Source organism: Flavilitoribacter nigricans DSM 23189 = NBRC 102662, assembly GCF_002646595.1.
In the GTDB taxonomy this organism is placed as follows: Bacteria; Bacteroidota; Bacteroidia; order Chitinophagales; family Saprospiraceae; genus Flavilitoribacter; species Flavilitoribacter nigricans.
In genome coordinates this window covers 122,399-147,879 of sequence record NZ_PDUD01000030.1, presented here as the reverse complement: position 1 = coordinate 147,879, position 25,481 = coordinate 122,399, and the positions used below count along the sequence as shown (strand labels likewise).

Below are 25,481 nucleotides of genomic sequence, written 5' to 3'. Positions count from 1 at the left end.
CAGGCCTATTCGTTGTAAGTATCCGGAAGATCGTTCTCGTAAAGCACGACATCTCCGGCTTTCAGTTGCGGCCGCAAATGCCCGTTAGCATCTTCCAGATTACGGGCCACGTAAAGTTTTTCCTCCGGATAGCCGGCTTCCCGTAGTCCATCCTGGATGGCTTCCGTTTGTTTGGGCCCTACCAGGATCACATAGTCACAGGCGTCGGCGATCTGCCGGCCAAATTCCTTATTCAGATCATATTGCTGAGGCCCCAGTTCGATCATACCCGGAGTAATGATGATCTTCCTATTGCCTTCCAGTTGTTGTAATACTTCCAGCGCCATTCTTGCACCGGCGGGATTGGAGTTGAAGGCATCATCCAGGACCGTGTACCCTCCCGGGAAGTTACGCAGTTGTAAGCGGTGTTCCACCGGCTGCAACTGCCGGACGGCGTAGGCAATACGTTCGGGAGCCACACCAAAGTCAAGCGCCACGGCGGTACAGGCCAGTAAATTGGATGCATTGTGCTGTCCCAGCAGTTGGGTTTCCAGGGCCATGAGTTTATTCCCATTGCGTACCACATCAAAATGCAGACGTCCCTTTTCGTAGCGCAGGTTTTCGGCCTGGTATTCTCCTTGCTCGTGTTCCACTGAATAGTATATCGCCTCTACCGAATCCTTAACCGGATAGGTGCGCACGTATTCATAATCGGCATTGAGGTAGGCCGTGCCTCCGGAAGGTAATGCCTCTACAATTTCGAACTTGGTCTTCTGGACATTCTCGATCGAGCCAAAGGTTTCCAGGTGTTGGGGACCGACGGCGGTCAGGATGGAGCGGTCGGGAGGGGTGATCTCACAGATCTCCCGAATATCGCCGGATTGTTTGGCACCCATTTCCACCACAAAGATCTCGTGGGTGGGCTTGAGCATTTCGCGAATGGTCCGCACTACTCCCATGGTCGTATTGTAGCTGCCGGGCGTCATCAAAACGTGAAACTGCTCGGACAGCATGGCGGTCAGGAAGTGTTTGACACTGGTTTTGCCGTAGCTTCCGGTAATGGCTACGATCTTCAGGTCCGGCATGGACTTTACGATCCGGCGGGCATCATTGATAAAGCTATCGTTGATCCGCTTTTCGACGGGTCTCAGTACGATATTGGCCACCAGGAGGATGGCCGGGGCGCACAGACCCAATATCCAGAGGGCCAGCAGAAAAGAACTTTCGTCCGTAGGTAGGAAAAATAAGATTCCTAATGCCAGACTGATCACGATCATGGTGATCAGCAGGCGGGTGGCTCTTTGGGTGAGTACTAGGGGTTTTTTCTTTTTTTCACTGTAGAGCAGAAAAGCGGCCAGCAGACTGGCACCGGTCCAGGTCCAGTCCGGTAAACTGCTCAGGTCATAAAAATTCCAGATGGCAGCAAAGAGCAGTAGCAACATACCCGGGAGGCGCCAGTTGCGACCTACTGGTCCGGGCCACCAGCGGAGGTAGCGTTCATTGCGATAGGAATTGAGCTGTAAGTGGTGCAATTCCCGCAATAATACAATGATGAGATAAACGGCAAAAGCAATTGTGGTTAGCCAAAGCATCATAGCTCGATCTGCTTTTCTTTTTCCAGAAAATGATTGACAATGGTCAGGAATCGGGGCGCCTGTTCCAAAAAGGCATAATGGGTGCCGCCGTCAAAAACGACCAGGCCGGCATCCGGAATAAGGGTTTCCATCAATTTGCCATCCCGTAGCGGGGTTGCGGTATCCCGTTCTCCCCAAATAAGTAAAGTAGGCGCCTTAACCGAAGATAATAACGGACTCAGATCTTCATTTACGGCCTTAACCAGTACTCCACGCATGACCTCGGAAGCCTGCTGGTAATCAGACGATCCGGATTTTCGGCGGTACTGTTCCATGGTACCCGCCAGCAAAGACTTCAGGACGGGTAAACCGGCCAGCCATTTCATAGTCTTGTAACTGTACACTTTCACATAATAGGACAAAGGTCGTACCGGTTTAATACCGGCCCCTCCGGTGATGATGACCTTCCGTGGTTGTACCCGTTCGGCCAGTCGAATAATGACCCGGCCCCCGAAAGAATGACCGATCAGAATGGGATGCCGGATATCCAGCGCATTTAGGAAATCAATGGTGAGTTCAGCGTATCGCTCTGTACCCCAGGCCGAATCCGGTTCGGGCGATTGACCAAAGCCGGGAAAATCGAGCCGGTATACCGTGAAGTGCTGCTCGAGATCCGGTACCAAACGATCGAAAATATGTAGATCACAACCCCACCCGTGGAGCATGACCAGAGGATATCCGCTACCCTGTTGCTCGTAGTGAAGCCGTTGATCTCCAATTTGTACGAATTGACTCATATTATACTTGTCGCTTGGTGGTGGGGCAAAAATAGCGTTTGTTTTAATTAAAACAGCTCAGAATGACCAGAATAGCTGGTGGCCCTCAACTCATTTTAAAAAGATTAGGCTGATCGATTACAATCGATCAGCCTAATAAAAACTTTGAACAGGCAAACATTAGCGGCGGTTCAGGCAATTGTAATATTCCTGACCCGCGGTTTCTACTTTCAGGTTATAATCCATATTTGCTTCGTAGTTACAGCGGCTTGGCCAGGATGCACCTTCGCATTTGATAATATCGCAGGCCAACTCTTCGGAAGCGCTGTTATAGGCATCGTTCCACTCGGAATAACAGCTTGCGTAAAGCGCCAGAACTGATGCACAAAGCAACAAAAAGGTCAAAATGAATTTTTGGGCTTTCATGGCTATTAATTTTTTCGATAATATAAATCGGTTGCACGTTCTTCCAGCTGGATGTAGTTGAGCTCCCGGTAGATCCGAACGATCTTAAAGGCGACGTCCTGCGGGAAAGAGGAGTAATTGAATTTTTGATCCAGCTTTTGAACCAGTTCCTGTCTTTTACATTCGTTTTCCAGATAGAGTTCACCTCCCTTCAGGTGGCTAAACTTTTCTTTGGCTTCTTCGGAAAGACAGATATTGGTGCCAAACGGCAAGGCATCAAAAATTTTCCCGATCCCTTCCATATCGTAGTTCTCGAGAACGATGTTTTCCGCATCGGTGTGGACCGTTTCCTGATAGGCAATAAACAACGGATCGTTCGCTATCTGGATGAGGAATTCTTCGGAAAACGTAGTAGGATCTTCCTGGGATTTACAGGAAAGAAATCCTCCGATAACCAGAAATGCAATAATCAGATTTTTCATAAAAAGATAATTTTTAGTGAGGTAATCAATACTCGTACTGCTCCATGCAATTATGATATTTTACTTCAGCAACCGCTGCCGCTAAAGCGGCTACAGTTACGCATTTGGAGATGCTGAGCAATTCCGGCGGCGAATAGCCCAGGCAAATGGCCAAGCCGGCGGTTACGGATGCCATTTGAAGGTCCCAGGCATCGTAGCAGGGGGTGCCTAATGATTTCGCGGTTTCGCTAGGTTGCGGTTTTTTTCGACAACCGAGCTTTTCCAGATAAGCTTCAAATAGCGATTCATTCTGATAATAGGAAAGTGATTTGAGGTTGGTAACCAGCCGTACCTGTAGGCTTTGGAAAGGGGCGGAAGAGAAGTAAGGATTGATCTCTTCGTATCCAACACCATTTTCAAGCTGATCTTTTGCCGCCATCAGCTCCTTTTTCGGCAACTGCTTAAGGTGGTTTCGGATGGAAGTGGTCAGTTCATTGAAGTCCGCTTCGATAACAACTTCCAGTTTTTGGTCATTATCAAACGGCGGGGCACTTAGCTCCGTATCTTTTACACAGGAGGCTAAGGAAAGGCAACACATCAGAAATAAAGCGCATTTTTTCATAACATCAGAATTTAGATTGATGAGATCGTTCAGACTTTGCCGAACATTGAATCATTTTACTGATGTCCAAGTTGCAAACTTTATCAGCGCCTGTCACGGACAGTCCACACGCTATTCTTTCCCGCGATTTTTTATGTAGGGATCTATTTTTAGTTGAAAGACAGGACTTTGTAAGTTTTTATTCTTACCTGAATTCTTTACTTGGCAATACTATGAAGAAACTTTTTTTTAAAAAAAAAACAGCCGGACTGCAAAAGCAGCCCGGCTGGTAACAAGTCTTAATAATCCAATTTCCTATTAATCCTTGGTAATGACTACTCGTTCCAGTAGTCTTTGGTTTTCCTGTATGGTAATGATGGTGTAGATTCCGGTTGGGAATCCTTGGATAGGTACCACCAGGTTGTTGGCACCTTTAGTAACGGGGAACTCGCCATCAAACACATACTTTCCACTTGGATCAACCATTTGTACTCTGGTTACGCCCATTTTCTCAGAATCGAAATTCAGAGTCAATTGCTTGGAAGCCGGGTTTGGCCAGATTCTCAGTGGTTGTTCCATGTCGGTTTCGAGAATGTTTTTATCATCCTCTTCTTCTTCCTCTTCCTCATTTTCCGATCCAAGATCCACATCCAGACCAAGGTCCAGCAGATCCAGGCCAAGGCCACATTCGTCAACGGCTACTTCCGTACATCCGTCAAAGAATTCATTGATCGAAGAAATAAGGTCGGTCAGTGAGCCGCTCAGGTCCTTGCTGGTTTCAAGTGTACCACCGAGGTACAGATTGACGTACGCAAGCAATTCGCTGACGGTTTCTACTGAATCCGGTAGTATTTCCGTGCCTTCCAGTGCCAGAGACTCGAGGGTGAGTTCACCCAGTTCTGATCCGGAGACTTCGGTCGTATACCAGATATTCAGTTGCAAACTAATTGCATGTCCGGCCAGTGTGTTTTTCAGGCGGCCGGAGCCGGTGAAGTGTTCCGGAGTGTAAGGAGTACAATCGTTATCGCTGGATGCGGACACATCGCCTTCGGGCAGTACGTCCGGAGAGCCACCGGCCGGCAACAGGCTGATAATGCATTCGGGATCAGTGATCCGCAGTACATTAGCCAGCGTATCTCCGATGATGACATCGCCGTAAGTATCCATCAGGCCGGTAATGATCTCGGTCGTTGTGGCTTTTTCTCCATCTTTCCATGGGTATTTGCCACCGGCATTGCCCCAGCCACCCGGAGTGAGGGTACAGAAAGTCTGCTCTTCACCCGGAGTACCGTAGCAGCTGCCACCGTACGTAACGGATATCTCGTCACAATTTCCACATTCGTCACACACCTTAACGGTGTAAGTATAGCTGAAGCTACCGTCAATACATTCGGGAGATCCTTCCGCAGAAACCATGATCGTCGGTTCTTCATCACAGTTGTCGAAGAGGTATAGCGCGACGAGTGCTTCCAGTCCTTCCGGAGTAGGAATGTCCTCGATACAGGTAACCAGTTCGATATTCAGATTCGGAATAGACAGGAACGGCGGCGTTTCGTCGAAACGACGGGTTACTTTCGTAGTCGTCATGGCGTCTTCTCCACAATCGTTGTGGATGGTGAAGGTATAGATGCGATACTGATAACAATCGTCGATCGTCATGATCTCACCCGGTACACCAACTACTTGTCCGTCGCCACCACAGTCATCCCACCATTGGGTTTTCAGGGTAGGCCACTCGGCACCACATTCTTCCAGGGTAATGTCTTCCAGATCCTTGATCTCCGGTGTACATGCCTGGTCGCATGCTTTGATGCTGAAGGTAGCCGTGCAGTATTCGTACTGTCCGCAGTCGTCAGTAGCAACATACTTGACCGTTACGTATTCTCCGCAGGCTTCGGGAGCACTGTATTCCATGTCGAAGTCACCCATTCCGGTTCCGCAACCGCCGCTGAAGCCGAAGCTTTCGAGGAATTCGGCAAAAGCTGCGTTCACTTCCGAAGGAGTGAGGCATGGGTCTATTGCTACATCATCCGGGCACTCTACTACCAGTTTGTGGCGTACAATATCTACCGTTTTTTCGCAGTAAACCAGAGGACAGTTATCACATTTGATGGTGGCTTTGAGGGTAAACCAACCTTCACATTCGTCAGTAGCAAGTACGGTTACCTGACCGTCACCGGTTGCGGTAATTTCGGCGTCACCGTCGATGGTCCAGATGATTTCCGGTTCGGCGCAGGTACCGTCCAGGTCCAGCGTGTAAACCAGTTCCTCATTCGGGCAGGCGGCCATTTTGCCGTCAATCAGGCAACTGCCTTCACAGGTGTTGCAGCTTCCGTCTTCGCAGATACCGATCTTGAAGGTCGCCTTGCAGTTTTTGCTTTCACCGCAGGATTCGGTTACCGTGTAGCTTACTTCCACAATACCTCCACACTTATTCGGAGCGCTGTATTCGGCATCGAACTCACCTTTGGCATCACAGCCACCGGTGAAGGAGAAGGACTCCAGGAATTCGCCGAAAGCGGCATCGATGTCTTCCTGACTGCTGCAGGGTTCGAGTACCACATCATCCGGGCAATCGAGCGTCAGTTGGGTCAGTACTACATCGATCGGGTATTTGCAAACAACCGGTTCGCAACCGTCGCACTTGGTCGTGGCGATCAGTTCTACCCATGCGTCGCAGTTATCGTCGATCTTCAGTACTACGGTATTGCCATCCGTACTTACGATGGTTGCATCGTTGTACGTTTCGTTCAGTGACCAGATGATCTCCGGATTTTCACAACCTGCGTCTACCGCAACGGTGTAAACAACGATCTCGCCGGGGCAAACCAGCTGATCACCGGAAATTGAGCAGGCCTCGGGGCACTCGCCGCAATCACCTTCTTCACAAGGTTTGATGCTGAAGGTTGCCGTACAGGTTTCGTACTGTCCGCAGGCATCGGTAGCAATGTACTTCACGGTTACGGATTCGCCGCAGGCATCGGGTGCGCTGTATTCCATGGCAAATTTGCCACTTCCGGTTCCGCAGGCGCCGCTGAAGCCGAAGCTTTCCAGGAATTCGGCAAAAGCTGCATCTATTTCGGAAGCAGACAAGCATGGGTTTACTGCTACGTCATCGGGGCATTCCACCACGAGTTTGTGACGTACGATATCCGCGGTTTTCTCGCATACTACCGGTGGGCAGTTATCACACTTGATGGTTGCCTTCAGGGTGTACCATCCTTCGCACTCATCAGCCGTAAGTACGGTCACCTGACCGTCTCCGGTCTCAATGATCTCGGCATCACCGTCAATCGTCCAGATGATCTCCGGTTCGGCGCAGGTACCGTCCAGGTCCAGCGTATAAACCAGTTCCTCATTCGGGCAGGCAGCGATATCACCGCTGATCAGACACTCACCTTCGCAGGTGTTGCAGGTACCATCTTCGCAGATACCAATCTTAAAGGTCGCCTTGCAGTTTTTGCTTTCACCGCAGGATTCGGTTACCGTATAGCTCACTTCCACGATGCCACCGCACTTGTCGGGAGCGCTGTAAACCGCGTCGAAATCACCTTCGGCGTCACAGCCTCCGGTAAAGGAGAAGGACTCGAGGAATTCGCCGAAAGCGGCATCGATATCCTCCTGACTGCTGCAGGGTTCGAGTACCACATCCGCCGGGCAATCGAGCGTCAGCTGAGTCAGTACCACGTCAATCGGGTATTTGCAAACTACCGGTTCGCAGCCGTCGCACTTGGTCGTGGCGATCAGTTCTACCCAGGCATCACAATTATCATCGATCTTCAGTACTACCGTATTACCGTCCGTACTTACAATGGTTGCATCGTTGTACGTCTCATTCAGGGACCAGATGATCTCCGGATTTTCACAGCCTTCGTCTACCGCTACGGTGTAAACAACGATCTCGCCGGGGCAAACCAGCTGATCGCCGGAAATCGCGCAGGATTCAGGACATTCGTCACAGCTACCTTCTGTACAAACGGGTACCGTGAAAGAAGCTTTGCAGTTTTTACTTTCACCGCAGGATTCGGTCACCGTGTAACTTACTTCTACCGTACCGCCACACTTATCCGGAGCGCTGTATTCGGCGTCGAAGTCACCTTCGGCGTCACAGCCACCGGTAAAGGAGAAGGATTCCAGGAATTCGCCGAAAGCGGCAGTGATATCCTCCTGGCTGCTGCAGGGATCAAGTTCGACATCCATCGGGCAATCCAGGACCAGATCAGTCAGCACTACATCGATGGGGTATTTGCAAACTACATCTTCGCAACCGTCGCATTTGATGGTGGCGATCAGTTCAACCCATGCGTCACAGTTATCGTCAATTTTCAGTACCACGCTATTGGTCATAGGATCTTCGCCTACGATCGTGGCATCGTTGTAGGTTTCGTTCAGGGACCAGATCACCTGAGCGTTTTCGCAACCTTCTTCTACGGCTACGGTGTAAGTTACGATCTCGCCGGGGCAAACCAACTGGTCGCCGGAGATCGCGCAGGATTCGGGACATTCGTCACAGCTGCCGTCTTCACAAGTCTCGATGGTGAAAGTCGCACTGCAGGTTTCGTATTGTCCGCAGTCATCGGTAGCGATGTATTTCACTGTTACCGAACCACCACATTTATCAGGTGCACTGTATTCTGTTTCAAATTCACCCATGCCGCTGTTGCAGGCACCACTAAATCCGAAGGAGTCGAGGAAGTCCTCGAATGCTTCGTCAATAGCAGAGGCCGAAGCACAGGCTTCAATCACTACGTCATCGGGGCATTGTACTACCAGTTTGTGGATGACGATGTCAACGGTTTTTTCACAAACTACCGGCGGGCAGTTGTCGCAATTGACCGTTGCTGAAATTTTGAACCAGCCTTCGCACTGATCTTTGGTAAGTACTGTCACTTGACCGTCGCCGGTCTCGATGATCTCGGCATCGCCGTCAACCATCCAGATGATCTCCGGATCTTCGCAGGTACCGTCCAGATCGATGGTGTAAACCAGTTCCTCACTCGGGCAGGCCGCCATGTCGCCACTGATCAGACATTCTCCTTCGCAGGTATTGCAGGTGCCGTCTTCACAGATACCGATCTTAAAGGTCGCCTTGCAGTTTTTGCTTTCACCGCAGGATTCGGTTACCGTATAGCTCACTTCCACAATGCCACCGCACTTGTCGGGAGCACTGTATTCAGCATCGAAATCACCCTCAGCGTCACAACCTCCGGTAAAGGAGAAGGACTCCAGGAATTCGCCGAAAGCGGCATCAATATCCTCCTGGCTGCTGCAGGGTTCGAGTACCACATCATCCGGGCAATCCAGCGTCAGTTGAGTCAGTACTACATCAATCGGGTATTTGCAAACTACGTCTTCGCAACCGTCGCACTTGATGGTGGCGATCAATTCAACCCAGGCGTCACAGTTATCGTCAATTTTCAGTACCACGCTATTGGTCATAGGATCTTCGCCTACGATCGTGGCATCATTGTAGGTTTCGTTCAGGGACCAGATCACCTGAGCGTTTTCGCAACCTTCTTCTACGGCTACGGTATAAGTCACGATCTCACCGGGGCAAACCAGCTGGTCGCCGGAGATCGCGCAGGATTCGGGACATTCGTCACAGCTGCCTTCTGTACAAACGGGTATAGTGAAAGAAGCCTTGCAGGTCTTACTGTCGCCGCAGGATTCAGTTACGGTATAGCTTACTTCAATAGTACCGCCACACTTATCCGGAGCGCTGTATTCGGCGTCGAAGTCGCCTTCGGCATCACAGCCACCGGTAAAGGAGAAGGACTCCATAAATTCACCGAATGCAGCATTGATATCCTCCTGGCTGCTGCAGGGATCGAGTTCTACATCCATCGGGCAATCCAGCACCAGATCGGTCAGTACCACGTCGATGGGGTATTTGCAAACAACCGGTTCGCAGCCGTCGCACTTGGTCGTGGCGATCAGTTCTACCCAGGCGTCACAATTATCGTCGATCTTTAGTACTACCGTATTACCGTCCGTGCTTACGATGGTTGCATCGTTGTACGTCTCATTCAGGGACCAGATGATCTCCGGATTTTCACAGCCTTCGTCTACGGCTACGGTGTAAGCCACGATCTCACCCGGGCAAACCAGTTGGTCACCGGAGATCGAGCAGGATTCGGGGCATTCTTTACAACTGCCCTCTTCACAGATCTCGATCGTGAAGGTAGCGGAAGTAGAAGATACCTGACCGCAATCGGCCACTGCATTGTAAACAATCTCAATGCTGCCACCGCAAACTTCCGGCAGGCTGTATTCTTTTTCGAATTCACCCATGGCGTTGCAGCCACCGCTTACGCTGAATTCTTCGAGGAATTCTTCGAAAGCCGTCTCGATCGCCATCGCATCGGTGCAGGCGTCAATTACTACATTTTCGGGTGTTTCAAAAACGATATCGGTCAGTACCACATCGATCGGGTATTTGCAAACTACATCTTCGCAACCTTCACACTTGATGGTGGCGATGAGTTCTACCCAACCTTCGCAGTTGTTGTCAATTTTCAGGGTGATGCTGGCACCATCCTGGGAAACGATAGTCGCGTCGTTATAGGTCTCGTTCAGCGACCAGATTATTTCCGGATTCTCACAGGCATCTTCAATGTCTACAGTGTAGACCACGATCTCATTCGGGCAAACCAACTGGTCGCCGGAGATCAGACAAGCTTCGGGGCAACTACCGCATTCTCCGGTAGTACATTCCGGTACGGTGAAGGTGGCCTTGCAAGTCTGCGGATCACCACAGTCCGCACTGGCGGTATAGCTAACTTCTACGGAGCCACCGCATTTATCGGGCGCGCTGTACTCGGCATCGAGCATTCCGCTGGCATTGCAGCCACTTTCCACTTTGAAAGCTTCCAGGAAGTCTGCGAAGGCCGCATCGATGGCTTCCTGAGAAGCACAGGCATCAATGGTTTTATCTCCCGGGCAGGCTACCACCAACTCATCGAGTTTGCGGGTTACGGTCGTTGTTGCCATGGCCGTATTACCACAATCATCGCTGATGGTAAAAGTGTAAACACGGGATTCCATGCAGCCGTCGACCATGATCTCGCCGGGCACGCCGTCTACCTGTCCTCCGCTACCGCAGTTATCGGACCATTCGGTGCTCAGTGTAGGCCATTCGGCTTCACAGTCTTCCAGGGTATAATCTTCAATTTCTTCAATAACCGGCTCGACCTCATCGACAAATTCGATAATTTGTTCGCATTCGGTCATATTACCTTCATTGTCCTTGAACGTCCAAAGCCGTTTGATTGTAAAGTTTTCTGCGCATATGCCGGCAATTATGTCTTTGTAATCAAGTTGCAGATTAGGGCAGTCGGAGGGATCGAAAGGCAGACCCAGGGTGATGGGATCAAAAGGATCACCGCAGGAAACCTTTGCCGTTTCGGGGCATTCGATCAGCTCCAACGTACATTCTTCCGTAGGAGGAGTCTCTTCACTGCAACCGAAACGAGCTTTGAAATTATTGAGCGACAGATCCCCGTCAGCGTCCTGGTCCCAGATGGCCAGGTAATAATTGGTCGGTTGTTCAAAGTCCGGTACGGGAAGCGTATTCCAGGTGTTAGAGCTTTCCACACCACAGGCGACCAGCACCAGATTGGAGCAATCGCCACTGAATCCGTCCTCGTTAACGCCGCTCGTTGGGTCGGCGGAATAATATAAGGCAAAACCGATCTTATCGCCGGAGTTGTCATTGATCTGCACTTCAAAATTGTTGGAGTGCGGACGTACATCAAAATTAAACCAGATGATCGGCTCCCCTTCGGTGGGGTTCTCTACCGTTACCGTTTCTCCGGTACTCGGATCGATACAGGTAGATCCGGATACATCAATACTGAATTCGGAGGGCTTGTAGGTGCAACCGTTCGGTTTAATTTGGGATTGGGTCTCCGCTGCGTTAGCGCAACGGATCACCCCCAGTGGTTTAGGGGCATTTGGGGCATCGTCGATCGAGCCGTCTTCGTTCCAGTGAGCGCCACCATCCCACCTTTGCACACATTCACAGGGCGAATCGTCCTGCGCTTGTAAGGAAAATGGCATCCCAAAGGATGTAATTAGAACTAAAAGCGGAATGAGCAACTTTTCGCAACATCGCCGGAAAGTCGTCTTCCAATGTGGACTGAATCGCACATTAAGCAGCTTTAAAGTAACCATGATTTGTTGTTTGATTGATCCTAAATAATAAAATGCAAACTACTCCCTGTCCGCAATGTGTCAACCCAAGAGGTTGATGCAGATACAAACAGGTTTATAGGGATTAACCTGGGTTAATGCCGAACCGAAAAATGTGCGACAGAGGAGAATGCTAGAATGTAGTAGTGGATAATTGAGTTGTGCGGAAAATTCAGTTTCAGCTCAGATCGTACGCCGGTAACTGAATAAAATGGAGTTTTTCGAAAACGTGTTTAGCAGAAATCTTTAAATACAGTTTTTGGTTGTTCATGAGAATTCGGTTTAAGTGATGGTTGTACCTAAAATATATTCAACTTACCGTTGCATAGCACGGTGCTATACCCGGTTGATAAACGCAAGTTGCTGTAAGTAAAATGTGGGAAGATGTCTAAGAAATAATAAATAAAGAAACTGAATTGGGGAGGGGACGGCAGTTTCTTGTGTTTTTTGTATCACCTATCTTCCCCAAAGATATGGAATCGCGTTCAAATATCAAATAGTTCTCGGTCTTAACTTCATTCTTTAACAATTCTGCCACGTTTTTTGGAAGCTCAAATATTGGCTAAAGATCAGCACATTTTTGTCTGAGCCCCTTTGTTTATTGGGCAAAGAAGGCAAGGGGTGTGACTTTCTACATTGAGATAATATATTTAAAAAAATAAATAATAGGTAAAAATATGTGTCCCAGTAAATTACCGGATATGGGTGGGGACCTGGTCAAAGCTTTTATCGGCATTATAAGCCTTAATTACATATTTGATCCTCAGGGTACCAGAAGCGGTCAGTATGCTGGTACTGGATATTTGCGGCGCAGGCCCCGGTCGCTTAATGAGGTGATGTGGGCATTAGGATCAGGAAAGAAAACGAAAATAGTCTGCCCGGTGCAAGAATTCCAAAAAGAAAAGCGGTACCGATCTAATTCGGTACCGCTCTTTGGATTATAGCCGGTCATCCATTGCTGACTCATTTTTGCTTTGACTCAGCATGCGGAATGGGGCTTATTTGGAAGTTTCTTTGTCTACTGTGCTTCGCCGCGTACGGCTGCCACTTCCGCCGCAGTCACTTCGCCCGCTTCGTTTCCAAAACTACCGCGGATATAAGTTAATACTCCGGCGATCTGTTCGTCCGACAGGAAATTGTGGGGAGCCATAGCGTTCTGGAAGCTCTCGCCATTGATCTCGATCGGTTCGCTCAATCCGTTCAGCACTACTCCGATCAGCCTTTCCTTATCACCGGTCACCCAGTCCGTGCCTTTGAGCGGAGGATTGAGATTGGGTACACCGCTACCGTCCACCATATGACAGACTTTACAGTATTGATCGTAAACGACCTGGCCGGCCGCCATCGCCTCACTCATGGCTTCGTCCGGCTCCGAGTCTCCAGCATCAGCAACCATTTCTTCGGCCGGTTCACTGGAAATACCGGAATTTTCCCCGTAATAGAAGATCCGCCATACGCGTCCTTTCTGGGAATCCACTACATAAATTGATCCATCCGGCCCCTGGGCCAGACCACAGGGACGGAATAAAGCGTCGCGGGTGCTCACTACCTGCTGGGGGCCAGTAAAGCCGTCGGCAAAGACTTCAAATTCACCGGTAGGTTGTCCATTTTCCATAGGAACAAAAGCGACCTTAAAACCAGCCTGCTCAAAGTTCAGACGGTTCCAGGAACCGTGGAAAGCGATAAATGCGCCATTCTTGTAGCGCTCCGGAAACATATCACCGGTGTAGAACATGAGGTCATTGGGTCCCCAGTGACCGGGAAAAGCCACCAGCGGGGATTTGATCCCTTCGCAGCGTCCCTGGGTTTTACCGTCACCTCCGTATTCGGGAGCCATCATTTTCTTTTCCTGAAATGGATCGTAGTAACAATACGGCCAGCCGAAATCGTCTCCTTCCTCTACCATTAAAAATTCTTCGGCCGGCATATCCCGGCTTTGTTCCGGTGTGTAAAGATCCGGCCAGAACCGGTGAAGATCATCCCGGCCGTGTTGCACGGCGTAGAGGTTACCGTTGAACCAGGTCAAGCCCACCGTATTGCGAATACCGATACCATAGGGCTCTCCATCATCCTGTACCTGACCGATCTGGTCGGCTTTGAATTTCCAGATCGCAGCGCGGAAAGGCACTTCCGGACAGGGATCTTTCCCTTTGGAACCCGGCGAGCGCGCTACCTCCTGGCAGGCATTGGAACGGGAGCCGATGTTGACGTAGATATTGCCTTCTCCATCGAAAGTAAATGACTTGGAGGAGTGGCCCTGGGCGGTGGAATCGGGAAAGGTGATAATGGTGTCTATCGCACCCTGGGGGATCAATTCGTCTTCCTGCATGGCCATACGCATGACGTGGGTCGGAGAAGAAAAGTAGAGGTAACCGTTATGGATCTTTACTTCGGTGCCGGCGGAATTTTCCACGAATGATTCGCGGATATCGGCCCGGCCGTCTACGGAGGTATCCCGCAGCGCAGCGATGCCCATTCCATTGTTGGAGCGGAGACGGACATAGATGTCGCCGTTATCGTTTACGGTGATGTGGCGGCCGCGTCCAAGGGTATCGGCTACCACGATGGCCCCGAAATCATCGGGCAGCTGAATGCCGCCGTGGTCGGCTTCCGGCCGGGGCAGGTCAGCCATCTGATCTTCCGGTTGGGATTTGCACCCCAGGAACACCAAAAGCAGCGATAAGGCAAAAAAGCTTAAAAAGGAATAAGGCTTGAATTCCATGCTAATGAATTTTGGGTAGTGATGATTGAATGCGCGCAGTTTGCGCCTAGCTAATTTAGGGAATTATCCTTAGTTCCTATACGTCAGTATAAATGCATAGGCCGGAGATCCTACCCTCAGCAATTTTTTAAAATTGCGAAGTACAGGTCTCCGGCCCTTTTGTCTAAAATGAATTAGAAATGGCGGTCCTCCACTTCTAAGGCCCGCCGCACTTCCTGCACCGTAGCGGGAGCGTCAAAGCGGAAAAGTCCGCTCTTTTTTCGTTCTACCCGCGAAGACCGGATCGCATCTTTGATGGCGAAGAATACGCTGGTGGCCAGCACCAATGGCGGTTCTCCGATCTCTTTGGAGGAGATCAGCCCGTTCGGATTTTCCGGGATCTCAGACGACCGGTCCCTCGGATACAGATACGTGTTCAATTCCAGCGGGATGGTCGTGATGGCGGGCGGCTTGTAGCGCCAGGTATTGAGGGTGTTAAGCCGGCCCTGCTCCTCTCCTTCCGGTTCGAGTACCAATTTTTCCGTCATGATGTAACCGACGCCCTGCATGAAAGCTCCTTCTACCTGTCCGATATCCAGCGCCGGATTCAGGCTCCAGCCCATATCGTAGACCAGATCGGCGCTAAGGATCTTGGTCTCTCCGGTCAGGATATCTACTTCCACCATAGCGCAAGCGGCGGAGAAAGTGAACCCATAAAATGAATCCACTTCTCCACTGATTGCCGGTGGATTACTCAGGGGAATACCCGGCACTTCCGGTTGTTCGTCCGGCGACTTAAAAGTCATGACGGGCACTGGCGTGGTTCCACCCGGTATTTTGGCGTTAAAGGTGGCGACAAGTTCGACCCGGTACTGGAAAGCCAGGGCGACCAGGTTTTGCCAGATCAGATTTTCGTGATCGGCGCCCTTTTTCTTAACGGAGGCGGCCCAGCCTTCCTGTTGGTGATTCCAGAAATCCACACCCTGATCCCGGCACCATTGGTCTCCGTGTTCTTTCAGCAGATCGTATCCGAAATTGAGTAGCCGCTGACGCATGACCTCACAGACCTGACGCACGGCTTCCCCGTTGTAGGCCGTACCGGTAGAACCACCGGTACTGGTCGGGTTGGGGATCACGCTGGTACGGGCACTCAGTACCTGGATCAATTCCATCGGCACATTGAGGATGTAGGACGCCACCTGCTCGATCTGGGTGATCACCCCCTGCCCCATATCTACCCCACCCTGGTTGATCACAATGGATCCGTCACCACTGTAAATGGATACCATGGCGGCAGCCTGCTCGATCATGACCAGGTTATAACCGGAACCGTATTTGACGGGAACCATGTAAACGCCACGTTTTCGCCAGCGGTTGTTGTCATTGAATTCCTTTACCGCCTTGACCTTGTTGTCGTAGTCGCTTTTTTCCAGGGTGTATTCCCAGACATCCCGCATGTAGCAGTAGGAAAGCGCCTGGCCGAATGGCGTTACATCTCCCTGGCGGTACATGTTTTTCAGACGCACCTGGTAGGGTTCCATGTTTATGGAAAAGGCAGCATCATCAATGGCGTTTTCCAGGATCAGTTTTCCCTGAATATCTCCGAAAGCCCGCATGGCGGTATTGGGAGCCGTGTTGGTCCGGCAGACATCGAGCTGGCTTTCAAAATTTCGAATGTTGTAAGCATTATCGGTCCGGAGCTGGATACAGTTGGAAACGATGAAGGAGCAGTCGTAAAATGCACCGCCGTCTCCCCAGAATTTCATGTTGATGCCCCGGATCAGGCCGCGATCATCTTTCTGGGAAAAGCCATCGTCAATGGCGATCTGATATTGGCCGTAATAGGCATGTCGTTTACCGATCATGGCGGTATCCTGCTCCCGTTTCATGATCAGACGGATGGGTCGGTTCAGTACAATGGCCGCAATGGCGGTCGGGCCGGCGATAAAGCGGGCCTGCTCGGTTTTACCGCCGTAGCCTCCGCCTAGTTGACGAATGGCGATTTCCACCCGGTTGTGTTCGAACCCGATGGCCATGGCGCTGGTCTGATGCATGGCCGTCGGACTTTGGGAGGAGGGGTGAATAACGATGCGGTTGCCGTCCTCCGGATAGGCCACACAGGATTGCGTTTCCATATAAAAGTGCACCTGACAGCCGGAGACTTGGGTATTCTCGATTACCCGTACCCGGTTATTGTCCACTTTTCGACGATGGGAATCTGGCTTCTTATCCAGTGGATCTTTCCCGGCGGTCATCCAGTCGAACTGGCTACCGGGGCGGGTCACTTTCCAGATGTGGGTCATGAAAGGTGCACTTTTGGGTGCATCCGGAAATATACTGCCCTGTTTGATGGCTTCGTCGATACTAAGGATCGGTTTGGTCCAATCCGGGGCCCATTTTTTTGGCAACTTTACGGGATGGTAGCCAATACAGTTTTTAGAAGCATAGGCGGCGATCCGAATCGCTTCCTGTTCGGTATCGGCGATCACCATCGCGATCACCTGGCCTACATAACTCACCTGATCGACGGCCAATAAAGGCTGGTCCGCACCCATACCCTGCAAATTGATACCTCCTTTGGGAATATCCCGGTAAGTCAGCAATTCGAAAAAGCCGGAAAATTTTTCGGCCAGGTGTTCCCGTACCTCGTGGATATGTACCTCCTTTTTTCCACCGGGCAGGCAGTAATGAAATTGTGCCAAAGCCCGCATACTCTGTACGAATGCGGCATTTTTTCCGAGCGGCGGCAATTCGATCTCGTGGGTATAATGTACCTGGCCCATGGCCTGGTGAAAAGCCATCAGTTTCACGATCGGTTGCCCGACGGGTGAGGTCCAGATTCGGTTCTCGTAGTATTGGGTACCCCTACTCACCGGCCAGTGTCCCCAGGTGATCTCCCCGCTGGACCGCACCGGGGGAGGTACACTCTTCGGCGCTTTTTCATTTAAGGTATTGACCATGGCCTTATATAGAAAACCAACCGCCAACTCTTCGCGGTACGCATCGGTAAATCCTTCCGACGGAAGCCCATCCATTCGATCCTTCCAGTAGTGCAGTTCCGACCGAACTTCCCGACGCAGGATCCGCGCAATACGCGGGAAATAGTCCAATGATAACCTTCGGCCTTTGAGCCAACGCTCCGTGCGGGCCGCATGCCAGGGGAAGGGCGCGATCCCACCGAAGACCACGTCGATATCCGTGACCTCCATATTTTTTGAAACTTCAATCCGCGTCGTCGCATTGACGATAGAATGGGAATTCACCTGTCGCAGGGCCACCTTTTGAGCCAGAGTGACCTCGTTCTTTTTGCCTACCGGCAGATAGTATCGCAGCAGAATGATATCATCGGCCAGCTCCGGGCGATTGCGGATATTCCGGACCAGCTCGCGGATCGTATAACGGGAAGTTCTGCCGGTAGAGATGCGCAGGAATTCGATTTCCGATCCCGTTCCGGCAAGTGCGGTGACAATGTCTGAAGGGAAAGGTTCCTGCTCAAAGATATGCTTGAATACCAGCATGGAATTTCCGCCGATGGAAGCGGCATTGCGAACGATCATTCCGGCGGTGCGACGGGCCATAAAATCAATGGCTCCCCAGCGACTGTTTTCTGCGATCTTTCCGGAGGCTACATCTGCGGCCAGGGCGTCGATCAGTTCGCTGTAGGTGGTTAGCGCTCCAAATTCGATCAGGTCCGATTTCCGCTGGATACCATACAGTTCTTTGATCAGGCGTAGATCGACCAGGACTTTAGCATTTTCAAATGCTTCCGGGTAAATACCATAGGACGTATTTCCAAATACCATCCGGGCGTCGGTACCGTGTTTGCGCAGGATCTTTTTTAGTGCGTTCAGGTTCTCCGGGCTTATCCATTGCTGCCCCGGTTTTTCGATCTGAACGACTTTGGATTGCTCGATAGATGCCTTGGGAAAGGGAATACTGATGTGGTCCTTGATCAGTACTTCCTGGCAGCGATCCTCGGAAATGCAATCCATGCGTTCGGCCTCATCTTCCTTGCTCCAGTCGGAAGCGAAAGTCTTCATGCCGGTAAGGATGGCCCGATAACCGGTACAGCGACAGATATTGCCGTCGAAAATATCTTCGATCTGCTTTTTGGTTGGTTTGGGGTTGGCCGCCAGGAAAGCGCTCATATTCATGACGAATCCAACGGTACAATAGCCGCACTGCGTACCGTTGTTCATAGCCAGCCGGTGCGCCACGGGATTCATTCCTTCGTGTTCGTCGTGCGGCTCATCCTTTTTCTTTTTCTTCTTTTTACCATTTTCGAATTCCAGCGGATTGCGGACCGCAAAGGCCTGGACTTTATTGGCCTGCTTCAGCAGTTTTTCCGTCTTGGCAATTTTATGTTCCCGGTGCTCTTCCAATTCCTCCCGCACTTCTTTCCAGTGGTCGGGTGGATTTATCTTACTGAGACTGACACCGCCCCGCGAAAAAGTAGGGGCAAAGTTGAGGTGCCTGGCGGATACGTGATCGACGCCGCCCGTACCCTCGATCGTGGTGACGGACAAACCGCCGAGCGCACAGACTGGTCGCAGGCAGGAATTGATGGAACGGTGCTCGGCTTCCCGTTTTTCGGGATTCCACTGGGATAGGATAATGGTGCATGCGCCGCAGCCTCCCTGGCCACAGCCCTTTTTAGCTCCGGTGAGACCAACTTCCGGAGATCGCAGGTAATCAATCAACAGGTAATCGGGATCCGGATCATTAACCGTGACCGGATCGCCGTTAAGGAAAAAGGTTACGTTATTAGGCATTTTCGGATTTTTTTGTGGATAGCAAATCGGACGCGATTACTTCACTTTGGTAGTTAGCTTTAGCTTTTTCTTCTTTTTGGCCTTTTTACCAGAAGCCACCGCTCCCGGAAACAGACGATTGTAGTTCTTCTGGATGAATTCCATAAAATCAGCACTATCGGCTTTCTTCTTCCCGGTGAGCGCTTCTACGATGGTGACGATGATCCGGTGTAGATCATTGATGTGATCTTCATCGATGGTCGTATTCCATTTGAGCGGTTTTACTCTGGGGATATCCTTTTGCCGGGGAGTGTCGAGCAGCAGTAGGCCCGAAAGATCCGGTGCATTTTTATCCCTCTGGGTGAGATACCCTTTCAGCCGGAAGCAGTTTTGCACCGTTTTGATAATGGAAGTATGATCGTAGGGGATGTAACCGGAAGGCCGTGCGATCAGTCCGGCGGGGATGTGGGGGTTGACCACCACGCAGGGCACCCGAACTCCAAATCGATTGAACTGAAAACCGTGCTGCCCGGCGGTATTAGCCGCATCGGGATTGCTGGCACCACCGGGAGGTGGAACGTGATCATAACAACCGCCGTGTTCATCGTAGGTAATGATAAACAGGGTCTCATTGAATTTCGGCGACTTCTTGATGGCATTGTACAGGTCCGCCATCAATTTTTCACCCGGCCGGATATCCGCCGGCGGGTGCTGATCGTTTTGATCCGGGCCGCCGTAGGTAGGCTCAATAAAAGAATAGCTCGGTAGTGTACCTTTTTTACAACGTTTGAGAAAATCGTCTATCGTACCGAAATTCTGGTCAAAACGTGTGTCGTGGAGCTGGGTCATACACAGACGCGTCAGCGAGAAATGGTCATCGCCAAATTTTCCCGGCAGATCATCTTCCCGTTTTTTGCCGGAACTGGGCAGCGGGTTGTTGCCAAATATGCCCCAGCTCAGTTCGGTGCGGCCGCCGTCGATAGCATCCTGGATCTGATTGTAGATGGTTTTGCTGGTGGTGAAGGGCGTTGGCGTATTATTCACACTCCCGTCGGAAGTGGCAGCGTGTACAAAGGCCCGGTTCGGCAGAGTCTGACTGGGAACGCTGGCGTGGTAATGATCGCAAACCGCAAACGACCACGCCAGTTCACTCAGCACCGGTGTTTGCTCCGGCGTAAAACACTTCATGATATTCCGTGGATTCGTCGGATCGTCACCAAAGGAATAACTCCCGTAGAGCATCGCCTTTTGGTAGTTATTTACGAAACCCATATTGGTCGGTTCCGGAGTGTATTGTTGCGCTACCTGGTAGCTGGAAAACAACTGGTCGTTAGTATCCAGAAATCCTTCGCCGGGATCGGGATCCGGTAAACAGAAATTGGTCGGATTGGGAACAGGCTTGCCGTAACGCTTTTTTTTCTGCCCGTTCATTTCGACCGGAACTTTTTCAATGAAAGGGATACCGTCGGAATCGATGTTGTTCAGTGGGTTCCAAAGGTTCCAGTTCAATCCTTCGAATTCCTGCTTGTTGTTGGGCGTCCGGTCGGAATAAAGCCAGCCGAGCAGGTTATCGAAAGATCGGTTTTCCAGCATGACGACGACAATATGATTGATTTTTTCCTGCAGTTGTCGGGGCTGAGGTTTTAAGTATTGACTCATAATTTGGGTTTTTCTATTTCATATTTAAGGCCTTGAGATGCTCGGAAGCACCGCGGTGAATGGGGCGATCGGCCTGGAGAAAATCGTGGTACCACTGTCCGGCTTCATCCTGCGATTTCCACTGGTAGAAATATTCCAGTGCCAGGGATACCTGGAGGGAAAAATCGCAGGAAGTAGCTTCGGAATCGTAAGGCGTACCGCATCGGAGGTTGGTGTAGTATTTTTTCCACTCCGGAGCGTCAGTCTCGGTGAGTTTCACCATTACCCCGTTCTTATTCTTAATGCCGATAAAAGCCTCCGCGGGAACCAGCGCTCCGATCTGTGGGAATTCTGCCGTGGCGTGGCAGGACATGCAGGAGGCCGTATTCAGATCTACGGGACCATCCAGCCGACCTCCCCAGCCGAGGTGTTGCGGGGGTAGTTGGGTGGAATCCGGGTTGATGCGGGTCTGCTGGAGGTTCGGATTGATGATGGTGCGCAGCGGAGGATAGGGATTGATAAAATTAGTGGTATCCTGCGGGTCATTTCCCCATTGAATACCTACGGGCACCAGGTTCTCGGCGCGTGCCGCTCCGGTTTTTCCTTCGTTCAGTTTTCCGTTATAGCAGTACGTGCCGAATACCCAGCCGGTACCGTATTGATCGGCACGCGGATCACGGACCATAAAATCCATCTGAATGAGCTGCATGGGTTTGACCACCCGTACCGAATCGGACCAGGTGCGGGTAACGTAGCCGTTCCAGACGAAGGGGTTGGTCAGATAATCAACCTGACTTTCGTCGGCGTCGGTGAAGAGTAATTTGAAAATGACGGTACCGACAGGAAAACCGCCTTCCGGGGCCTGGGTAGCAGCCGGATTGGGGTTGATGGGATCTTGCCACATCTGGGCCAGGGTATAGCCGGCAAAGCTGTTGTAAAACCCCAGCGCATAAACCTGATGGGCGTCCGTTTGCTCGGGCGTTAGCTGAAGCGGACTGATCTGGGCTTCTTTGGCCAGTCCGTTGAACCCTTCGGTGGCCTGATCTCCCCAGTGCATCCAGGGCATGTGGTACCACTGGCGCTTTTCGTTCTTATTGGCGTCAAAATCAACCTCGATCATCCCCTCAAAACAGTAATCGCGGACGGCCTTGGCGTAGTCCATCCATTGATCTCCTTCGTCAAATGGAATATCGAAAAAAGGTGGGATCTCGCTGTCCGGCGGCATATCCAGCGGATAGTCCTGTTTGAGTTTAAAGACTTCCTCCCCCGGATATTGCTCGGAAAAGTCCTTGGGACTGATCATCTGGCCGAAATCCGGAAATTTATTATTCACAAATCGGGCAGCAGCTGAGGTAGAATGGTCCGTGGTAGCCTGGGCTTCGGTGCTGTCGATACAACTTTTGAGGCTAAATACTACAGTTCCTCCAAAGATCGCCCACACGGCGATCAGGATCCATTTTTGGATACTCATAATTCGCAGGTCTTTAAGAAGTTAATAGGGGAACGGCTTCAATCAGGTATAGGAAACTGAAGACTCAGAGGGTTTGCGAAAAAAATGAGGAACTGTTTTGATAGGGACTTAAATATAGCGAAAATTGTTAAATCATTCTATTTCACTAATCTTTTTTAGGCGAAAAATTATAGCGGTATAAAGGTGTTTGCTGGATTCGTCATCGTCAAAACGATAACCAACCGGATCCTATAGCAAAAAAAAACTATATTTGCCAGGTTAATAGCGCTGAAAATTGATTTTTTAAACCGAAATAAGCCAACTGTAGTTTGTAATCGGCAAACAAGAATGGTTTTCCTTCCGTTTCAATGACACGCTTTATTTCCCAAAATCTCATGCAAACGACCTCCTGAATGGGAACTGTTACCCGTTCAGTTAAGTAAACACGCTGTATTTTCATTAGGCACTACCGTAGTTCCTGGTAGAAGATGCAGTTATTTTTTCCCTTAAACCGGTATTATAATGAGCAACTTGAAAAATCTGATCACTCTTGCCTGCTTTCTGATGGGCGCTAATTTTGCTTTTGGGCAGACGTTAACTATTACTGACGCTGCCCCAAGTGGGGAATTTTCTCCCAATAGTACTGAAGAAGTTACTATTACTATTACAGGAGCATCCATCTCTGATCCTGTGTGCACAGGAACATGGGATCTGGATATCGTAACTACAAGTAATTATGAAGATTTCACTGGAGAAATCCTCGATCTTACGCTGGAAGTTGATGGAACTGGTACGGGATCAATCATGGTTGATCTTGCTACTCCCCCCACTGGTAATTTAACGATTAACGTGGTGGCATCTAAAACTGGTTGCAATGCTCCGAACGAAGTAATGACTTTGGATGTAGCGGCAGCGGCCGGACAAGTTTGTGGTACTGCCTTTTTGGAGGATTTTGAAGGTGTTCCTGTTAATACGGGTTTAACAAATAATACTTCTTCACAAGCTACCGTTGGACAGGGAACTGCTTTCCGTAACGGAGCTAGTCTAGGTGGTAATAGTTACTTCAGAGTACAGAATCAAAACAGTAGTAAGCAATTGGTCGCTAGAAATGTCGGGGGAACAGAGGTATATTGGGTATCAAACGATATCATTGTGGAGGAGTGTTGCCCAAGGGATATTTCCGTTGATATTTTTGGTGAAGCAGGAGACGCTACCGGAACAGTGGATTATGTACGGGTCTATTATCAGATAGACGGAGGAGCAGAACAATTGCTTGGTGAAGGATTGGGAGCTTTTACAAGCACGGTATCGGCAAATACTCAAGATCTTATGGGAATTGGAGAATCCAATATACTAAATTTAGTGGTGAGGGTAAGAAATGATGCAAGTAATGAGTACCACGGTTTCGATAATGTCAGTGTGACTCAGGGAACACTTGTAGAAGCACCTCAATTATTGACCATTACTTGTAATGCTGAAGGAGGCGGATCCACGGCAATAGTTTCTGCTGAATCCTCTTCAATGTCTACCATAAGCTATCAATTCAATGGAGGCACTGCGGGGCCTAACAATGAAATTAATGTGCCCATTGGATCGACTAATACGATCGTTTTATCAAATACCGACTTTCCTAATTGTGGTACAACGGAAGGTAGTTTTACTATAAATTCCGATGGTACCTGCGATATCTTACTCCCCATCGCCCTGCTCGACTTCTACGGTCGCGCCGAAGCGGATGCCATTGGTCTTTACTGGTCGACCACTACGGAGATCGACAACGATTACATAGCGGTAGAGCGCAGCCTGAACGGGGTTGATTTCGAAGAGATCGGTCGCGTGGAAGGCAATGGGACCACTACCGAAAAGCAGAACTATACTTATGTCGATAACTATCCGGTATCCGGTACGAATTACTACCGCCTGCGCCAGGTGGACTACGACGGTGCGGCCGAATACCATCCGGTTATTTCCGTATTGTTTGACCGGCCGCTGGAATTCAGAGTGAAAGTGTCGCCCAACCCGGCTCGCGAAACCCTGTGGGTAGACTGGACACTGCCTGAAAAGCAGGACGGCGTACTACGAGTATACGACATGCAGGGACAGCTGATGAGCCAGCGGGCGATCGCTCAGGGTAGCGGTCGTTACAATCTGCCGATCGGGGATTTGCCGGCCGGTATGTATGTGCTGCAAATGGAACAAGGTGGAAACTTGGAGACTTTGCGCTTTGTGAAAAAATAAACCTTCGAGTTTGCTAGAAACGAAAGGGGCAACTGCATAAACCGCAGTTGCCCCTTTCGTTTCTAATATCCATAGGTCATTCATCGGATTCTGCTTTCAATACCCGTAATACTGCCAGCAACAAAGCGCCGCTCATACGCTGCTTATAGTTGGGATTGATGTACTCAAATTCGATCAGCCCTTCCTGATTGACAATAAATACGGAAGGCACCGGTAAGAACCCATCATTTTTCCCACCTGACCAATCTAGTAGTCGTTCTCCGTAACGTTCCGGTGCTTTAAAAGCGATCCCAGTAGCCTGCATTAATTCACCCGAAGCATCTGAATACAGACGGTAGTTGATGTCATCCATGAGTTCGATATCCTTCAGTTTGTCGATGCGGTCCGGGCTCACGGCAATGACCTGATAACCCAGCTCAATAATGTCCAATTCAATCTCCCCTAAATCCTGCAGATGAGCGCTGCAGTACGGACACCATCCGCCCCGGTAAAAGATCAGAACGGTCGGCTTTTTACCAAGCACTTCCAAGAATCCGATGGTTTGCTCGTCCGTACCGATTACTTCGATGTTGGGAAAGGTTTCACCGACCAGCAGCGGGGCAACATCTTCCGCCTTTTCGGCAATTTGGGCGTGGATGCTGTTGGCAAAACTGAAGGTTATCGCCGCAATGAAGAATAGAGATCTTATAAACATGGTAATGAGATATTATTTAAGAG

At 50.2% G+C, this 25,481-nt stretch carries 12 protein-coding genes; 1 reads left to right on the top strand and 11 read right to left on the bottom strand.

The features are described 5' to 3' along the window. Positions 1-5: 5 nt before the first annotated feature. The 10 genes from CRP01_RS25770 to CRP01_RS25720 all read right to left on the bottom strand — a co-directional run bounded on the left by CRP01_RS25770 (position 6) and on the right by CRP01_RS25720 (position 22,547). On the bottom strand, positions 6-1,574 hold the full coding sequence (locus CRP01_RS25770; protein ID WP_099152993.1) for a UDP-N-acetylmuramoyl-tripeptide--D-alanyl-D-alanine ligase: 1,569 nt from the start codon (positions 1,572-1,574) through the stop codon (positions 6-8). Further along, complete coding sequence (locus CRP01_RS25765; RefSeq protein ID WP_099152992.1) at positions 1,571-2,350, bottom strand: alpha/beta fold hydrolase; 780 nt, start codon at positions 2,348-2,350, stop codon at positions 1,571-1,573. The genes CRP01_RS25770 and CRP01_RS25765 overlap by 4 nt, the downstream gene beginning before the upstream one ends. A 159-nt stretch (positions 2,351-2,509) precedes the next feature. Continuing rightward, complete coding sequence (locus tag CRP01_RS25760; protein WP_099152991.1) at positions 2,510-2,755, bottom strand: hypothetical protein; 246 nt, start codon at positions 2,753-2,755, stop codon at positions 2,510-2,512. 5 nt (positions 2,756-2,760) lie between these two features. Then, complete coding sequence (locus tag CRP01_RS25755) at positions 2,761-3,216, bottom strand: hypothetical protein (RefSeq protein WP_099152990.1); 456 nt, start codon at positions 3,214-3,216, stop codon at positions 2,761-2,763. Positions 3,217-3,241: 25 nt separating this feature from the next. Continuing rightward, entirely contained in the window at positions 3,242-3,817 is a 576-nt protein-coding gene (locus tag CRP01_RS25750) for a hypothetical protein (RefSeq protein ID WP_099152989.1), read from the bottom strand. A 297-nt stretch (positions 3,818-4,114) separates the two neighbouring features. Beyond that, positions 4,115-11,854, bottom strand: coding sequence for a T9SS type A sorting domain-containing protein (locus tag CRP01_RS25745; protein ID WP_099152988.1), 7,740 nt, complete (start codon positions 11,852-11,854; stop codon positions 4,115-4,117). Between the two features lie 1,150 nt (positions 11,855-13,004). Continuing rightward, on the bottom strand, positions 13,005-14,708 hold the full coding sequence (locus tag CRP01_RS25735) for a PQQ-dependent sugar dehydrogenase (RefSeq protein WP_099152986.1): 1,704 nt from the start codon (positions 14,706-14,708) through the stop codon (positions 13,005-13,007). Positions 14,709-14,881: 173 nt separating this feature from the next. After that, on the bottom strand, positions 14,882-19,459 hold the full coding sequence (locus tag CRP01_RS25730) for a molybdopterin cofactor-binding domain-containing protein (protein WP_099152985.1): 4,578 nt from the start codon (positions 19,457-19,459) through the stop codon (positions 14,882-14,884). A 36-nt stretch (positions 19,460-19,495) separates the two neighbouring features. Then, positions 19,496-21,097 carry an alkaline phosphatase family protein gene (locus CRP01_RS25725; RefSeq protein WP_099152984.1) on the bottom strand — a complete coding sequence of 534 codons (1,602 nt, stop codon included), beginning with the start codon at positions 21,095-21,097 and terminating at the stop codon, positions 19,496-19,498. A 13-nt stretch (positions 21,098-21,110) separates the two neighbouring features. Continuing rightward, positions 21,111-22,547 (bottom strand): hypothetical protein, encoded by a 1,437-nt coding sequence (locus CRP01_RS25720; protein WP_099152983.1) that lies wholly within the window; start codon positions 22,545-22,547, stop codon positions 21,111-21,113. 501 nt (positions 22,548-23,048) lie between these two features. On the opposite strand from CRP01_RS25720, the gene CRP01_RS25715 reads away from it, so the two are divergent. Next, complete coding sequence (locus tag CRP01_RS25715) at positions 23,049-24,764, top strand: T9SS type A sorting domain-containing protein (RefSeq protein ID WP_099152982.1); 1,716 nt, start codon at positions 23,049-23,051, stop codon at positions 24,762-24,764. A 76-nt stretch (positions 24,765-24,840) separates the two neighbouring features. Here the strand turns inward: CRP01_RS25715 and CRP01_RS25710 are convergent, their stop codons facing one another. Then, positions 24,841-25,458: a peroxiredoxin-like family protein gene (locus CRP01_RS25710; RefSeq protein WP_099152981.1), complete on the bottom strand. Its 618-nt coding sequence runs from the start codon at positions 25,456-25,458 to the stop codon at positions 24,841-24,843. Positions 25,459-25,481 lie beyond the last annotated feature (23 nt).

What these genes read in the sequence shown, in the direction of transcription:
- CRP01_RS25770 (WP_099152993.1), bottom strand. Translation starts at nt 1,574, where the DNA reads ATGATGCTTTGGCTAACCACAATTGCTTTTGCCGTTTATCTCATCATT.
- CRP01_RS25765 (WP_099152992.1), bottom strand. Translation starts at nt 2,350, where the DNA reads ATGAGTCAATTCGTACAAATTGGAGATCAACGGCTTCACTACGAGCAA.
- CRP01_RS25760 (WP_099152991.1), bottom strand. Translation starts at nt 2,755, where the DNA reads ATGAAAGCCCAAAAATTCATTTTGACCTTTTTGTTGCTTTGTGCATCA.
- CRP01_RS25755 (WP_099152990.1), bottom strand. Translation starts at nt 3,216, where the DNA reads ATGAAAAATCTGATTATTGCATTTCTGGTTATCGGAGGATTTCTTTCC.
- CRP01_RS25750 (WP_099152989.1), bottom strand. Translation starts at nt 3,817, where the DNA reads ATGAAAAAATGCGCTTTATTTCTGATGTGTTGCCTTTCCTTAGCCTCC.
- CRP01_RS25745 (WP_099152988.1), bottom strand. Translation starts at nt 11,854, where the DNA reads ATGCCATTTTCCTTACAAGCGCAGGACGATTCGCCCTGTGAATGTGTG.
- CRP01_RS25735 (WP_099152986.1), bottom strand. Translation starts at nt 14,708, where the DNA reads ATGGAATTCAAGCCTTATTCCTTTTTAAGCTTTTTTGCCTTATCGCTG.
- CRP01_RS25730 (WP_099152985.1), bottom strand. Translation starts at nt 19,459, where the DNA reads ATGCCTAATAACGTAACCTTTTTCCTTAACGGCGATCCGGTCACGGTT.
- CRP01_RS25725 (WP_099152984.1), bottom strand. Translation starts at nt 21,097, where the DNA reads ATGAGTCAATACTTAAAACCTCAGCCCCGACAACTGCAGGAAAAAATC.
- CRP01_RS25720 (WP_099152983.1), bottom strand. Translation starts at nt 22,547, where the DNA reads ATGAGTATCCAAAAATGGATCCTGATCGCCGTGTGGGCGATCTTTGGA.
- CRP01_RS25715 (WP_099152982.1), top strand. Translation starts at nt 23,049, where the DNA reads ATGAGCAACTTGAAAAATCTGATCACTCTTGCCTGCTTTCTGATGGGC.
- CRP01_RS25710 (WP_099152981.1), bottom strand. Translation starts at nt 25,458, where the DNA reads ATGTTTATAAGATCTCTATTCTTCATTGCGGCGATAACCTTCAGTTTT.